Annotated in this window: 16 protein-coding genes; 4 read left to right on the forward strand and 12 right to left on the reverse strand. The window is 57.9% G+C overall.

Features of this window, described 5'->3' with window-relative positions; translation table 11 throughout:
* Positions 1–46 precede the first annotated feature (46 nt).
* Both ACFWW2_RS06270 and ACFWW2_RS06275 read right to left on the reverse strand, forming a co-directional pair.
* The gene (locus ACFWW2_RS06270) at positions 47–1,231 is read right to left on the reverse strand and encodes a DegT/DnrJ/EryC1/StrS family aminotransferase (protein WP_393926987.1); all 1,185 of its coding nucleotides are present in this window, start codon (positions 1,229–1,231) and stop codon (positions 47–49) included.
* A gap of 79 nt (positions 1,232–1,310) precedes the next feature.
* Positions 1,311–2,615 (reverse strand): NAD(P)/FAD-dependent oxidoreductase, encoded by a 1,305-nt coding sequence (locus ACFWW2_RS06275; protein WP_393926988.1) that lies wholly within the window; start codon positions 2,613–2,615, stop codon positions 1,311–1,313.
* Between the two features lie 91 nt (positions 2,616–2,706).
* Here ACFWW2_RS06275 and ACFWW2_RS06280 point away from each other — a divergent pair, with 91 nt between their 5' ends.
* Entirely contained in the window at positions 2,707–3,126 is a 420-nt protein-coding gene (locus ACFWW2_RS06280; RefSeq protein ID WP_393926989.1) for a GFA family protein, read from the forward strand.
* A gap of 8 nt (positions 3,127–3,134) precedes the next feature.
* Here ACFWW2_RS06280 and ACFWW2_RS06285 read toward each other — a convergent pair whose 3' ends face one another.
* The 10 genes from ACFWW2_RS06285 to ACFWW2_RS06330 form a co-directional block, all read right to left on the reverse strand.
* Entirely contained in the window at positions 3,135–4,010 is an 876-nt protein-coding gene (locus tag ACFWW2_RS06285) for a hypothetical protein (protein ID WP_393926990.1), read from the reverse strand.
* Positions 4,007–5,359, reverse strand: coding sequence for a glutamine synthetase family protein (locus tag ACFWW2_RS06290; protein ID WP_393926991.1), 1,353 nt, complete (start codon positions 5,357–5,359; stop codon positions 4,007–4,009). The genes ACFWW2_RS06285 and ACFWW2_RS06290 overlap by 4 nt, the downstream gene beginning before the upstream one ends.
* On the reverse strand, positions 5,356–6,039 hold the full coding sequence (locus ACFWW2_RS06295; protein WP_393926992.1) for a type 1 glutamine amidotransferase: 684 nt from the start codon (positions 6,037–6,039) through the stop codon (positions 5,356–5,358). The genes ACFWW2_RS06290 and ACFWW2_RS06295 overlap by 4 nt, the downstream gene beginning before the upstream one ends.
* 128 nt (positions 6,040–6,167) lie before the next feature.
* Positions 6,168–6,974, reverse strand: a complete 807-nt coding sequence (locus ACFWW2_RS06300) for an ABC transporter permease (protein ID WP_393926993.1) — start codon at positions 6,972–6,974, stop codon at positions 6,168–6,170.
* On the reverse strand, positions 6,971–7,855 hold the full coding sequence (locus tag ACFWW2_RS06305) for an ABC transporter permease (protein WP_393927005.1): 885 nt from the start codon (positions 7,853–7,855) through the stop codon (positions 6,971–6,973). The genes ACFWW2_RS06300 and ACFWW2_RS06305 overlap by 4 nt, the downstream gene beginning before the upstream one ends.
* Positions 7,856–7,907: 52 nt before the next feature.
* Positions 7,908–8,630: a transporter substrate-binding domain-containing protein gene (locus ACFWW2_RS06310; protein ID WP_393926994.1), complete on the reverse strand. Its 723-nt coding sequence runs from the start codon at positions 8,628–8,630 to the stop codon at positions 7,908–7,910.
* 25 nt (positions 8,631–8,655) lie between these two features.
* Positions 8,656–9,429, reverse strand: a complete 774-nt coding sequence (locus ACFWW2_RS06315; protein WP_393926995.1) for an ABC transporter ATP-binding protein — start codon at positions 9,427–9,429, stop codon at positions 8,656–8,658.
* 84 nt (positions 9,430–9,513) lie between these two features.
* Complete coding sequence (locus tag ACFWW2_RS06320; protein WP_393926996.1) at positions 9,514–10,266, reverse strand: phosphate/phosphite/phosphonate ABC transporter substrate-binding protein; 753 nt, start codon at positions 10,264–10,266, stop codon at positions 9,514–9,516.
* A complete protein-coding gene (locus ACFWW2_RS06325) occupies positions 10,263–10,694 on the reverse strand; it encodes a TerB family tellurite resistance protein (RefSeq protein WP_393926997.1) in 432 nt (143 codons plus the stop codon). The genes ACFWW2_RS06320 and ACFWW2_RS06325 overlap by 4 nt, the downstream gene beginning before the upstream one ends.
* Positions 10,695–10,699: 5 nt before the next feature.
* Positions 10,700–11,491: a 23S rRNA (adenine(2030)-N(6))-methyltransferase RlmJ gene (locus ACFWW2_RS06330; protein WP_393926998.1), complete on the reverse strand. Its 792-nt coding sequence runs from the start codon at positions 11,489–11,491 to the stop codon at positions 10,700–10,702.
* Positions 11,492–11,607: 116 nt separating this feature from the next.
* Between ACFWW2_RS06330 and ACFWW2_RS06335 the strand changes: the two genes are divergently transcribed.
* The 3 genes from ACFWW2_RS06335 (at position 11,608) to ACFWW2_RS06345 (ending at position 14,967) form a co-directional block, all read left to right on the forward strand.
* Positions 11,608–12,357 carry a MipA/OmpV family protein gene (locus tag ACFWW2_RS06335; RefSeq protein WP_393926999.1) on the forward strand — a complete coding sequence of 250 codons (750 nt, stop codon included), beginning with the start codon at positions 11,608–11,610 and terminating at the stop codon, positions 12,355–12,357.
* A 585-nt stretch (positions 12,358–12,942) separates the two neighbouring features.
* On the forward strand, positions 12,943–13,362 hold the full coding sequence (locus ACFWW2_RS06340; protein ID WP_393927000.1) for a hypothetical protein: 420 nt from the start codon (positions 12,943–12,945) through the stop codon (positions 13,360–13,362).
* 15 nt (positions 13,363–13,377) lie between these two features.
* Complete coding sequence (locus tag ACFWW2_RS06345) at positions 13,378–14,967, forward strand: SUMF1/EgtB/PvdO family nonheme iron enzyme (RefSeq protein WP_393927001.1); 1,590 nt, start codon at positions 13,378–13,380, stop codon at positions 14,965–14,967.
* Positions 14,968–15,185: the final 218 nt, after the last annotated feature.

Raw genomic sequence — 15,185 nt, forward strand, 5'->3', positions numbered from 1 at the left:
TCTTGTCGCCGAGAAAATCTGCGTTGCAGATTTTACGGACGACGCTCTAGTTCAGCTCCAGCTCGCGGGCCATGACATGATCGGCCGCTTCGACGATGGTCTGTGCGATGATGTCGCAATCATCAAGGCTCAGTCGCGCGGGCAATCGCACGTCACAGGCGCGCATCAGCATGGCACGTGTGCGCGGTAATTGCGGGATTCGGTCCAGGAACTGCCAGTTCCAGAAGGCGCGCGCATTGTCGTCGCTGAGCCCAAACACCTGCACTGACAAGCCTGCCTTGGCGGTGGCGGCCTGAAAATCCTTCACCTGCTCATCGGTCATGTCGACAAGATTGAATTGGATGGAGTCAGGTGCGCGTTCTTCCTGGGCCAGCTTGGCGGGAACAGTGATCCAATTGGAGTGGTTGAGCTGTGTTGCAACGTGGTCATGGTTGCGCCGCCCATTGGCGACCCTGCGAGCAAGCTCGTCCAACTGCGGGCGGATGATGGCTGCGGACAGGGTGTTGAGCCGCTGGTTATAAAGTGGCAGCTTGTTCTGCCATTTGACAAAGCTGTCCTGCAAAACGGGGTGCTTTTTCCAGTTATGTTCATAGGCCCCCGACATAATGACGGCGCGCGCGATCAAGTCGGCATCGTCGGTGATCATGATACCGCCTTCGCCCGCGTTGAGCAGTTTGTAGGACTGAAAGCTGAAACACCCGATTTTGCCGATGGTGCCGATATTGCGCCCATCCCATGTGGTCCCCAGTGAATGGGCGGCATCTTCGACAACGGGTTTTCCGGCGTCTAGGCAGATCGCCATGATTTCATCCATGTCCGAGGTATGTCCGCGCATATGGCTGATGATGACGGCATCGACCAAGTGGATCTTGGCCTCGAAATCATCCAGATCAATGCGGTAGTTGTCGCCGCATTCGCACAGGACAGGCATGCAGTCAGCATGAACCACTGCCGAGGGGACTGCGGCAAAGGTGAACCCAGGGATCAGCACCCGCGCGCCTTTTGGCAGACCCAGTGCTTTGAGCGACAAAAACAGCGCAGCCGAACAGGACGACACGGCTAGCGCATATTTGCTGCCCATCAGTGATGCGAACTCTGCCTCAAGCAAAGCGACTGGCGAATTCTCTGACGTGTAACGGAACAAATCACCACTGCGCAGGATGCGACTGACCTCGTCCATGGCGGCGGCTGGGATCGGTTCGGCATCGTAGACATTGGGGATGTGGGACATGTGTTCAGCTTTCCTGAAATTACATTTCGGGAAAAGCTAACACGAATCGCATTACAATTCTATGACTGTTTGTCGAAGATCAAATTCCAAGCCGGTCGCGCAGGGCATACCACGTCATGGCCAGTGTTAGCAGTGGCGCGCGAAACGCCACGCCGCCGGGGAAATTCGGCACGTTCAGCCCGGTCAGCGTATCGAAACGGGATGCCTGACCGGCAATCGCCTCGGCCATGACCTTGCCGGCCAACCCGGACAGGGCCACGCCATGCCCGGAAAAGCCCGCGCCGGACAGAACATTGGGTGCGACCCGCTGAATGGCAGGCAGGCGGGGCATTGTGATGCCAAGTGTGCCACCCCAGACATAGTCAATCTTGACGCCTTGCAACTGCGGAAACAGGTTTGTCATGCGCGCGATCAGGGCGGTGCTGATATCCTTGGGAAAGCCGATGGAATAGCTTTCACGCCCGCCGAACAGGAACCGCTTATCCTCGGACAGGCGGTAGTAGTTCACGACAAACTTGCTGTCCGCGACGGCAATATCGCGTGCCAGAACCTCTGCCGCTTTGTCGCCAAGCGGTTCGGTCGCGCACATAAAGCTGTTGATCGGCATGACCTTGGCCGCCACCTTGCGTTCGATATTGGGCAGGTAGCCATTGCCCGCAAGGATCACATGGCGGGCTTTGACGCAGCCCCGGTCGGTGCGCACCTCGGCCGGATCGGCATTGGCAATATCGTGAACCTCGGCCCGTTCGTAAATGCGTGCGCCTGCTGCCTCTGCCGCGCGGGCAAGGCCGAAGGCATAGCGCAGCGGGTGCAGATGCCCGGCACCCATATCCAGCAATCCGCCTTGGTAGAGCGGGGATTTGACCAGATTGCGCATGGCCTCCGGGTCCAGCAGTTCGATCTGATCATATCCATAGGTGTCGGCCAGGTGCGCGGCATAGTCTGCATAATCCTTTGCCTCGCGCGCGGCATAAAACCCATGGGCCACGCCGGGGGTATAGCGCGCGTCGTGCGCAAGCCGGGCGCAATTCTGGCGCACGTCTTGCTTGGCTTCTTCGGCCAGTTCCCACAATAGGCGGGCAGTGTCCGGGCCGAACCGCTTTTCCAGCGCGGGCTGGTCCATGTTAAAGCCGGTGCCGACCTGCCCGCCATTGCGCCCTGATGCGCCAAAACCGGCCCTGTGCGCATCCAGCACGACGACATCCAGCCCCTTGTTTGCCAGATGCAACGCGGCGGACAGCCCGGTGTAACCCGCGCCCACAACGCAGACGTCCGCCGTGGTCTGCCCATATAGCGGCGGGCGTTCCGGCGGGATATCGGTGCTGGCAGCGTACCAGCTTTTGGGGAACTGGCCGGGGCGGTCATTGCGGTGAAGCGGGTTCATGAGGGCCTGCGGGTCACTATTAGTATTGGCGCATGATAGGGGTTGAGGTTGGACAGAGATAGCGGTTTGTTCGGATCGAAGGGGATGTTGGATGGCGAACGAGACAAAGCATAGCGGGGGCTGTCACTGTGGCACGGTCCGGTTCGAGGTCACGCTAAGCGATGGGTTGAACAGCGCCAGTCGCTGCACCTGTTCCTATTGCAGCATGCGCGGGGCGGTCGCCGTGACCGCACCGCTGGGTGGTATCCGATTTATGCAAGGCGAAGACGCCCTAACGCTGTATCAATTCAACACCAGAACAGCGAAGCATTACTTTTGCCGTGTCTGCGGGATTTACACGTATCACCAGCGCCGTTCGAACCCGAATGAGCTGGGGGTTAACGTGGCCTGTCTGGACGGCATCAGCCCGTTCGATTTTGAGAAGATCATCGTGAATAACGGTGTTTCCCATCCCTCAGATGATCCTGACGCGCCGGCGATTGCCGGTGTTTTGCAGTTCGTGAGGCGGTAGAGCGGGCGTTACTCGGTCGTTTCTGTCTCGATCGGTGCAGGATCCTGTTCAATCGGTGCAGCCGGGTCTGGTTGGACCGGTTCGGGGCTAGGTGGCGTTGCTGCAGGCACAAACTGCACATGAATGTGGTCGTCATGCCGTGCTGCGTTGCAGCCCTGGAAACCCACCGCATCGCCGGATACACCCAACCGGCGGGCCAGATGAGGTTCGATGAAGATACGGAAGTCTTCACCAACCGGGTTTTCAGCCAGCCAGCGAAGCATTTCGCCTGTCCGCGCCTCATCCAGCGGCCAATCGCGCAGATAGGGTTGCAGCCATGCTACGTCCCAGCGCAGGCTGATCCCCGATTGGTCGGCACAGGGTTCCGGGTCGCCAGGCCGCGGATCTTCAAAGCCCCAATAGCCGATGGGCGAGCGCGCCTTGCCCAATTGATACTCACCACCGGCATCGGTGTAGAAAAAGGCCAGATCAAGCTTTTGCCCATCATCATGTGACAGATGGGGCAAAAGCGGAAACCCATTCAGAAACGGAAAGCCACCATCCAGCGCCCGGGTGCGTGTGCCCGGGAACGTCTCATGCATATGTGCAGCCAGCGAATTGGCGTAGTCTTTCATTTCGGGGGTGACGTAGTGACGGTTGAGCGCGCAATAAAGCGGGTTCAGCACTGCAACCTGCGTTGGACCGGCGTCCAGACACGGCAGGGCGACCCGACCTGTGGAGGGGGCCGCGTAATGCACACCGACCGACAGCCCCAGATAGGTGGCGAGAAAGATGGTCAGAAACCGCCCGAATAATGGCCGCAGGATGAGGGCAAGCAGCCATGCGATGCCACCCAATTGTGTCAGTAGTGTCAGAAAGACTATGGCGATGCCGTGTTTGATCATACGTTCAACAACAGATGTTCGCGTTCCCACGGGCTGATGACCTGCAGGAACTCATTATATTCTGCCCTTTTGACAATGGAATAGACCCGGGCGAAATCAGGGCCGAGGACGTCGTGGATTTCTTTCGCTTCGTCAAACATATCCAGCGCGGCATAAAGGCCCTGTGGCACCTCATCTTCGGATTCGTAGGCATCGCCGTGCCAGCGTTTGTCGGGCCGCACCTCGTTCTTCATTCCCAGATAGCCGCAAGCGAGCGAGGCGGCGATGCAAAGATAAGGGTTGCAGTCCATTCCGGCGAGCCGGTTTTCGATCCGCCGCGCCTCGGGTGGCGAGACCGGGATGCGGATACCTGTCGTCCGATTGTCGCGCCCCCATTCGAGGTTGATGGGCGCAGCATGATCGCGCACATAGCGCCGGTAGCTGTTCACGTAAGGTGCGATCATGGCGATCACGCTTGGCATATGTTCCTGCAGACCGCCGATGAAATGGAAAAAGGCATCAGTTTCGCCGCCCTGCGGGCCGGTAAAGATATTGCGCCCTTTATCGTCCAGCACCGAATGATGGATATGCATGGCAGAGCCGGGTTCGCCTTCGATCGGTTTGGCCATGAAGGTGGCGAAGCAATCGTGCTTCAGGGCCGCCTCGCGGATCAGCCGTTTGAAATAGAAGACCTCATCGGCAAGCTTGACCGGGTTGCCGTGGCGCAGATTAATCTCAAGCTGTCCAGCGCCGCCTTCCTGGGCGATGCCGTCAATCTCGAACCCCTGGACTTCAGCGTATTCATAGATGTCGTCGATCACCGGCCCGTAATCATCGACGGCAGACATCGAATAGGCTTGCCGTCCGGCGGCAGGGCGTCCGGTGCGCCCCATCATGGGTTCAATCGCCTTGGCGGGGTCGATGTTGCGGGCGACAAGGTAGAACTCCATCTCGGGGGCCACGACCGGTGTCCAGCCTTCGGCCTTGTAGAGGTCAACCACCCGGCGCAACACATTGCGGGGCGAAAAAGGAACAGGTTTGCCTTTTTGGTCAAAGGCGTCGTGGATGACCTGCAGTGTGCCATCATCGGCCCATGGGGCGGCGGTGGTTGTCGACAAGTCCGGTTTCATGACCATGTCGGGTTCAAGAAAGCCGTCAGGGCCTGCGGCCTCCCCCCAGTCACCGGTGATGGTCTGGAAGAAGATGGAGTTCGGCAGATGAAAGCTGGTCTGCTTTTCCCATTTGCCAGCAGGCACGGCCTTGCCCCGCGCAATGCCAGGCAGGTCGGCGATCACACATTCGACCTCGTCCAGCCGGTTGGCCTCTAGATAATCCCTTGCGGCTTGCGGGATCTTTTCGGTCCAACTCATGCTACGTTCCGTTCCTTGAAAAACCGCGCGATTTGCAGGGCAATGCGGGTGTCGTCGATGGGTTTGTCCAGATTAGCCCTCATATTTTCCAGCAACGGTTCCGGCACCACGCCTTCGCCCCGGATGTCGGCCAGTTCTGCTGTGAACGCAGAATTGAACTCCGGATGTGCTTGCACCGTAAAGGCGCGATTGCCATAGACAAGCGCTGCATTTTCGCAAAATGCGTTGGTGGCGCAAACCTGCGCATCGGCGGGGCGGTGGGTGACCTGATCCTGATGCCAGGCGTTGAGCGCTATCGTCTCGCCGTTCCAGTCATAGGTCTGGCGGCCCACGGCCCAGCCGCCATCAAACTTGGCGACCTTACCGCCCAAGGCCTGTGCGATGATCTGGTGCCCGAAACAGATGCCCACCAGCGGGATGGCGGCGGCGTAGATGTCCCGGATCATATCCTCAAGCGGGGGGATGAAAGGCAGGTCCTCGTAAGCGCCGTGTTTTGAACCTGTAATCAACCAGCCGTCGCAGTGCGCAATGCTGGCGGGAAATTCCATGTCAACGACGCTGTAGGTCTGAAAATCAAAACCTTGGCCCGTCAGCAGTTTTTCAAAAAACTGCCCGTAATCGCCATAGCGCGGCATCAGCGTGTCCGGCGAATGGCCCGTTTGCAATATGCCGATTTTCATGGGGTCACCGTCATTGGAGGTCGCGCAAAACTAATCCGATTTCAGGCCTGTCGCAAGCGGATGCGAAGGGTGGACGGATTTTCGCGAAAATCCGTGTGCCGTCAGAATTTTCCAGAAAATTCTGCGCGCTACCGGATAACCTGTGGCCGGACCTTCAGCCGCTTTCGTGCCTCTTGCGGCAGGTGCCGGTTCAGGCGTTTGTTGACCAGACCGAACACCCCTATGACCACCAGCGTCAGCAGGATGAAATAGCCGGCAAGGATCGGATAGGGGATGAACGGGTTGAAGGTCTTATCGGCAAAGTAGTTCGCGTAGTAGAGCGCGTCGCCCCGTTGCTGCAGCGCCGGAAAGCCCGAGAAGAATACCAGCGTGGTGGCGTGGAAGAGAAAGATCGCCTCGTTCGTATAGGCGGGCCAGGCCAGCCGCAGCATGGTGGGCCAGATCACACGGCGGAACCGGTTCCAGCCGGACAGCCCGTAGGCGTCAGCGGCTTCGGTATCGCCTTTGGGGATGGATTGCAGGGCGCCGTAGAAAATCTCGCCCGAGTAGGCGGCGGTGTTCAGGAAGAGCACCACCAGCGCGCCCGCCCAGGCCGAGGTCAGCGGGCTGAAGATCGGGTAGACCCCCTTGAGGCTGAGAAACAGGAAATAGGCGAAGAAGAACTGGATAAAGAGCGGTGAGCCGCGGAAGACAAAGATGAACCATTCGGATGGTTTGCGGATCAGCGGGTTGCGCGCGGCCTTTCCAAGCGCGACGGCAGTGGCGAGGAAGAACCCGGAGACGAGGGCGAAGAACCCGAAATAGATGTTCCAGATCATGCCGGAGCCGATCAGGGTGAATTGCTGGCAGAGCGTGAAGTCAGAGCGCGGCAAGAGCCGTTCGCCGATCCCCTGGCTGCGCAAGCCATAGTCGATGATCGTTTCCCAGCAGCTCATGCGGCTGCCTTTCGCTGGGCTTCGCCTGCGGCGGTGGCCTGTCCATGGGTCAGGCGGGCCATGATCCGGTCAAGCACGACTTCGGAGACTTTTGTGAAGCACAGATAGAACACCAGAAGTGCCAGAAAGTACCACATCCGCCAGTCGGGATGGGGGTATTCGGTGAATTGGGGCTGCTTCGAGCCGCCCAGTTCGCGGGCCCAGTAGACGATGTCTTCGACGCCGAGCAGGAACAGCAATGGCGTCGCCTTGATCAGCACCATCCACAGGTTCGACAGGCCGGGGAGGGCGTAGACCCACATTTGCGGCACCAGCACGCGCCAGAAAGTCTGGCGGCGGGACATCCCGTAAGCCTCTGCCGTTTCAAGTTGGCCGCGGGGGACCGCCTGCATCGCCCCGAACAGCACGTTCCCTGCAAAAGCGCCAAAGACGATGGCGAAGGTCAGCGCGGCCAGAAAGAAGCCGTAGGTTTCATGCACCCATTGCGGTGCGTTGCCCAAGGGCAGTTTCGCCGCGGAACAGACCACAAAATCGCTGCCCTGCCAGACCGCATCGGACCAGTCGGGGCATTTGATGCGGTGGCGGATATATTCGAACAGCTGATCCAGCGCGATCACGAAAAACAGAAAGAATGCGATGTCGGGGATGCCGCGCACGATGGCGATATAGGTCTTGCCGAACCAGCGCAGCGGGGCGATGTGGCTGCGCGCGGCAGAGGCCCCGCCGAACCCGAACAAGAGTGCGACCGGCGCGGTGATCGCCAGAAGCAGCAGCACGGTGCCGACCGCCCAATACATCGCCATATGCTTGCCCGTGGTCAGGTAGCAGCTGAGCCATGGCAGGCCTTCAAGACTGGCGGGATCTGAGCAGAAGCTGAAAATAAGCGGTCACCGGAAAGAAGATGAGGGGGCGCAAGGCCCCCTCGAACAGGTCTTAGAATGTGGCTGAATCAGGCAACCATTTGGTGATCAGTTCGTTCAGCGAACCGTCTTCTTTCATTGAAAGGATGGCGGCGCTGAATTTGTCGCGCAGTTCTGTGTCGCTTTGCCGGACGCCGACACCGATACCGCCACCAATCAGGACATCGTCACCGACCACGGACAGTTCGCTGTCGGATTCAGCGATGGGCAGCAGGAACGCCTTGTCGGCGAGAACCGCGTCGGCCTCTCCGTTCTTCACAGCGGCGATAGTTTCGTCAGGTGTGGCGAATTCCAGAAGCGTGGCACCTGTCATGCTGGCAACGTGGCTGGCCTGGATCGTGCTGGACTGGGCGGCGATGACGCCGTTTTCCAGATCCACATCACCGAGGGCGAGGAATGCGGACGGATCGGGCAGGGTGTATTGCTCAGAGAAATCAATGACTTCCTTACGCTCATCCGTCACTGACATGCCAGCCATGATCGCATCATAGTTGCCGGACACGAGGTTCGGGATGATGCTGTCCCATTCGTTGGTGACCCATTCGCAGGTCAGTTCGGCGCGCGCGCAAAGTTCATCCCCCAGTTCGCGTTCGAACCCGTCCACTTCACCAGCGTCATTGATGAAGTTGTACGGAGGGTAGGCGCCTTCGGTGCCCAGACGCACCACGGAATGCGCGTCGGCGAAGGCCATACCGCCCACAAGGGCCAGTGCGGTCGTCAGGATCAGTTTTTTCATCAGGTATACTCCCAGTTTGATGTTCTTATGAGACTGTGGCGGACAGAAAGCCGCGCAGTCGGTCAGTTTTCGGTTGCCCGAACAGCGTTTCGGGCGGTCCTTCTTCTTCGATTTTGCCCTGATGCAGGAAGACCACGTGGTCGCTGACATCCCCGGCAAGCCGCATATCGTGTGTCACGATGATCATGGTGCGCCCTTCGGCGGCCAGATCCTTGATTACCTTGACGACTTCCTGTTCCAGTTCCGGGTCCAGGGCGCTGGTGGGTTCATCAAATAGCAGCGCCTTGGGTTCCATGCAAAGTGCCCGCGCGATGGCGGCACGTTGTTGCTGACCGCCGGACAATTGCGCCGGATAGGCGTCGCATTTGTCGCCGATCCCCACCTTTTCGAGGTATTTGCGGGCGGCTGCCTCGACCTCGGCCTTGTCGCGTTTGAGGACCGTTACGGGGGCTTCCATCACGTTTTGCAGAATCGTCATATGCGCCCACAGATTGAACTGTTGAAACACCATGGACAGGTTGGTGCGGATGCGGATCATCTGGGCGTGGTCGCCCGGATGGCGCCCCGCCCCGCTGCCTTTCCATTTCACCGGCTCACCGCAGAAAATGACATCGCCCTGCTGGCTGTCTTCCAGCAGGTTGGCGCATCGCAGCAAGGTGGATTTGCCCGATCCGGATGAGCCGATCAGCGACACCACATGCCCTGCGGGGGCCGTGATATCCACACCCTTGAGCACCTCAAGCGCCCCGTAGGATTTATGCAGATCACGGATTTCGATAACAGGGGCGGTATTGGTCACGTGTGGCAGCTTCTTGTTATTCCGACGGGGAGTAGGGCTTATTTTCGGGGCATTTGCAACGGTTCACGGCGCATTGACCCAACGTCAGGTTCCGATTGCCTGCGGAGAGGGCGGCAAGGGCAGATCATACACGTCTGGCGATAACTCGATGATGTCGCGAAGCCCCAATATGGCGCGGTCATCGGCGGACAGGCCCGCGATTGCCATGCTGACGGCCTGCCGGATCACGGTGCCGTCCCGGCACCTGGCAGCGATGAAGGGCAAGCCGGGCGTTGGCCGGGTGCGATGGATGACGGACAGCCCGGCAGTGTCGCCGCTGGCCGACAGGTGCCGCCATGTCACCGCATCGATGCTGGCGAAATCGGCCTGCCCGGTCCGGACTGCCATGGCCGAGGCGCGGTGGCTGCCAGTCTGGATCAGCGGCCCCTGCAGCACATCAGGTGCCTCAAGCGCGAGCGCGGCCCAGCCGGATTGCGACATCGCGTCGTTATAGGCAAAGCGCGTCTGGGTGAGCGCCGCAAGATCGGTGCGCGGATCGTCCGACCGTGTGATGACAAGGCTGCAATAGTGGCCGGGCGGACAGCCCTCGACCGCGTAATCCGGGGTGCCCACCAGCATAACGTGATCGCGCAGAACCTTTCGGTAAGGCAGCCCGCAGGTTTGCGACAGCACCAGTGCCGGGTCGCGCCAATGGGTCAGCAGGTCACCCGGTGCGGGCGTCAGCGTGTCGGGCGCTGGCTGGCCTTGCGCGCGCAGGGCGTCGCGGATGCTGGCCCAGAACCGTGCATCGGCGGCTGCCGTGCGTGTTGTGGCGTACATCGGCAGGCTGGCGATCACGAAATGCGCAGCCTCGCCTTGTGGCTGTCCTGATCGGACACGCCAAGGAGTGAGGCGGTCATGCGCATCAGGCTGTCCTCTTCCTCTTCCCGCACGCCATCGGCCATGACGATGGACCACATCGCCTCGATCACGGCGACGCGGTCGTCGTAATCGACGGCATCCTTGATCGCGCGGGTAAAGCGGACGGTGTCTGGCGCCTCTGCCTCAAGCTGTTCACATTCCGCGCGCAGTTTGGCGGCCTCGAACGGGCTGAGGCCGTAGCGGGCGGACAGGGCCCGGTCGATCTGGGCAATTTCGACATCGGCGTAATCGCCATCGGATCGTGCGACCCGGACCAGCAGCGCGCCAAGGGCGAGGCGAGCATCGGGATCGGGCAGTTTTTGCGGTTCGGGGGCGGTCAGACGCCGCAGGAGATCAGTAAACATCTGCCCTACTTAGTGCCTGACAGCCTGTCTTGGAAGAGTTTGGTCACGCGCGCACACTCTTGCGTGAAGCCGTAAGGCGGGTTCACCACGAAAAGACCGGAGCCCACCATGCGATGCCCGGGCCGGGCAGGGGGAAAGCGCACCTCGTGTACCACACTTTCGGGGATCGCGGATTTCAGCGCGCCGATCATGGGTTTGTGGGGGCCGTCCGTCAGGATCGGATACCAGAGCATCAGCACGCCCACCCCCCATTTGCGGTGGATATTGGCGAGCGTTCTGGGGATGGTCTGGTAATCCGATTTCACCTCGAATGACGGATCGATCAGCAGCAGACCGCGGCGCGGGTCCGGCGGGCAAAGCGACAGGGCCATGTCCCATCCGTCACGCTGGCGGATTACGCCGCCATAGGGGGCCATGTTGGTTTGCAGGGCGGCAAATTCCTGGGGGTGCAGTTCGGACAGGTGGATATTGTCCATCGGGCGCAAAAGCTCTGCCGCGATCAGGGGGGAACCGGGATAGGCGTCTGGCCCGTGGGCGGCATGGATCCGCGACAGAACCTGCCGGTAGGGGTGATCGGCGGCGAACCAATCCTGCGCGATGGCGATCCCTTTGGCGGCCTCGCCCGTTTTAAGCGCCGCGGCATCGGTCAGATCATAAAGCCCGCGCCCGGCATGGGTTTCCAGATAAGTCAGCGGTTTGTCCTTGCCGGTCATATAGGCCAGAACCCAGGCCAGCAGGCTGTGCTTGTGCACATCCGCCAGATTGCCCGCATGAAACCCGTGTTGATATGAAAGCATCCGCTGTCCCCGCCTGTCTGCCCCGCGAGGTAACGATAAAGCGATGAACCGCCAAGGGGGTTGTCGCCCGGGTCAGGTGGCCTATCCTTGGGATTGAAACATGGCGAGGGGCCAAGATGACATTTCGCACGATCCTTGTGATGACCGCGCTGATCGCCAGCCAACCTGTGCTGGCGCAGGATGGCGGCAATGGCATCAGCTTTCATTTTGGTCTCGGTCCGGAATCATCTCCTGAATATTTTGGGTCGGATGACAATGAATTGGGCGTGACCGGCAGCTTCAAGCTGGAACGTCTGCAGTTCGGTGGTCTGTCCTTGGGGGGGGAAGATCGGACCGGCTTTGGTTTTGGTGGCTCTGTTCGGTTTATCAGCGAACGCAGTGCGGATGACTATGCGGAGTTGACTGGCTTGGAGGATATTGACCCGTCGCTGGAACTGGGCGGCGGTCTGCGGTTCGCGCAACCGGGCTACAAGCTGTTTGCCGACGTGCGTTACGGCGTCGTGGGACATGAATCGCTGGTGGCCGAGATTGGGGGCGACATCATCTATCGTCCCACAGACCAGATCACAATCGCCGCCGGGCCGCGCGTGCTGTGGGGCAGCGATGATTATGCGCAGACCTATTTCGGGGTCAGTGACGTCGAAGCCGGTGCAAGTGCTTTCGATGCGTATGATGCGGGTAGCGGCATCATCAGCCAGGGGCTGAAGGCCGAGGCAACCTATCAGATCAACGACGATTGGGGTTTGATCGGCACGGTGCAATATGACCAATTGCGAGATGATGCAGCGAACAGCCCAATTACACAGTCAGAGGATCAGGTGACCGGCAGCATCGTCCTGACCCGCCGGGTGACGTTCGGGTTTTAGGGGTTTGTGGTGGGTGTTTGAGGTGGTGTAGATGGCACTTTGACTGCTGCTGCGCTTTGCTCTGACGACTGCAATGCGCAGTAAGCGGACTTTGCAAAGTCCAGCATCGGCCCGTAGGCTAAGCCTAACCTGCTGGGTGAAGCAGCCGGTACATCCTATTAGTACTGGATGCTGCACCGTGCACCAATGTCCGCTCTTCGGGCTGCGGCCAAAAACGTCACAAAATCAATCCGGGTTTCGCCAAGGGTTTGTGGTACAAGATTTTTCAATGATTGCGAGCGCATCGCCAACAGTGTCAAAAACGACGGTTTTTGGCCGAGAGGTTTTGGCAGGGGGTTATTGGCCACAGGTTAGCTGAACTGCGTCTTAACGTTCCTTGTGCATTGGCCACCCCAAAAGAGCCAACTAAAGATACCAAACCTGCGCTCTGTGATGAAAGAGTGCAGCGGCACCGCCCTTAGTCGATCTTGCCATTATCATTAACGATGCGTAGCATTACGTAGCATTACGTAGCATTACGTAGCATTACGTAGCATTACGTAGCATTACGTAGCATGACTTAAATTGAACAGGCTGGAGCACATAATGAAGGGCCACTATGTATTATTAGGTGCGGACCTTTCTAAGTTTTTAGTCGAAAATGATTTTTCGGTTTCTGACCTTGTCAAGAAGGCAGACTCAGCGGTTGAGATTGAGGTTGCTCCCAACCCAGAAACGCAAACGTCGCCCAGGAAGGAACCCGCAACAATAATTTTGGCGTCGGCGGCGGTTGTTGCTGCGCTGACCCCGCTCCTGATCGAAGTAATCCGCAATGTCTCTAGAAGAGAGGCCGTTATCCGAGAAAAGCGTCTCGTCCCAGTTGAGGATAGCAATGGGAACCACATGAACGATGGCGAGGGCAACCCCATCCTTCACTGGGTTGACGTTGTGGTTCAAGACGACCCTGGGGCCAGAAAGCAAAGTATCTCCGTGAAAGGCTTTGGAATAGAAATTGAGTTCAGTTAAGATTGGGGTGCAGTAATGGCTCGCCATGCCGTCGTTTTTGGTTCAAACGGTCCTGAAGCAGCAGGCAAACTGAAGTATTCAGAGTTCGACGTGAACCGAGTGGTCAGCACTTTATCTAGCCCAATCTGTGGCTTTGCAGTTCACAAAACAGAAAACAAATCAGATCCACAAGAAATCGAACGCCTTATATCGGAGGTTGCTGATGATTGCAGCAAAGACGATACCCTAATTGTATTTTTTTCAGGCCATGGCCTCATAGAAAAAGGAAGCCTGATTTTTATGCTGGATGAAACCAGCATGGACAAGTTACTGAGTACATCTCTTAGTGCCGACGCAATCACTCGAATAATGAGGTTTTGTGACGCTCGCTTCAAATTACTGGTTTTGGATTGCTGTCATGCTGGCATGGTTTTTGCGGGCAGTAGGTTCAAGAAATCCCAACTGCGAAGACTCAACGATCTGGTGCCCGACATCTCAGACGGCTCCGAAGCTTTTGTCTCGCTTCTTGCAAGTGATCGGCTTGAGTCTGCCAAAGAAATTGACGCTCTTGAAGGAAGCTTTCTGACAACAGCAGTCTGTGAGGCACTTTCGTCCAGTTTTTCCGAAGCTGATTCTGACGGTGATGGAGCAATTGACATTTCTGATATGAGGAAGTGGGTTGAAGAAGCGGCAAATTTACACAACCGGCAATATCCCGAAGACAAGGTTCCTTCTCCATTCTTTTTTGGCCGAGAGAGAGGGAAATTCTACATCTCGAACAATCCTAGCGATTGGGAACCTTACGAGATTGCTGAGGAGAACAGCCATACCTTTGTCTTGATCCCTCGGGTCAGCACCGAAGATCCTGGGATGGCATGGGTTCTGGGAAAAACACCCGTAACGAATGGTCAATATAAGGCTTTCGTTGAGGAAACGGGTTACGAGTCCCCCTGTGGAGAGGAATTAGTCGAAAAGAACGGTTCCCCCTTTTGGGAAGGTCCCTACCATCCCTGGAAGGACACCAAATTCAATGACGCAGAGCAGCCAGTGGTGTGCGTCAACTATTATGACGCCGAAGCTTATGCCCGCTGGATGCAATCGAAATTTGAAAGCTTATCTGATTGTTGTGTTCCCTCCTCAACTCTTTGGGATTTTTCAGCATTTGGCTTCCCGTATCCAGTCTACGACAGGAAAAATTGGCTAACCGATGATCTTTACGATAGGCGCAAATATCCAGCACTTGTTTCAAGGGAAGAGTCATCAGTTAACCGTTTCGGGGTTGTTGATATGATTGGTAATGTTTGGGAGTGGACATACCTCCACGATGGCTACGACTCTGCCAGTTTTGTCGCTGTGATCAGTGGTCGAAAAAAAGTATTTCCACTTCGTGGCGGGAGCTTCCTTGACGATCTGCAGCGAGTTGATCCGTTTCTCAACGCTGGTGAATTGCAGGAACGCGAGCGGACCAAACACTCTGACTTGGGTTTCCGTATTGCAGCAAAAGTTCCAATTGACAGCCTACCTGCCGAGTATCGTGGAAGACTAATTCTGTCACATGATTTGCCGCGTCCGCCCGGTTATAAAAAACCTAATTGGGTTGGAAGAGCCATGCTTGAGCGCGAGTAGCAAAGCGCTTTTTGGTCGCTCAGCTAGATGCCGCCGTTGCCTGACTTAACTCAGTTGGAGTGGACGTTGATGCAATCCTAAAGCGTTTCGGGATTAGTTTGAGGCATATCCGGCAGCCTTGAAGTAGTTCCAGCACTCTGTGGGATCGTATAAGTCGCAGATTTGGCCGATGGCTTCGAATACAGCAGTGAACGAGCGGGCACCGACGCGGCGGAGAT

It is taken from the genome of Yoonia sp. R2-816 (assembly GCF_046762905.1).
GTDB lineage: Bacteria > Pseudomonadota > Alphaproteobacteria > Rhodobacterales > Rhodobacteraceae > Yoonia.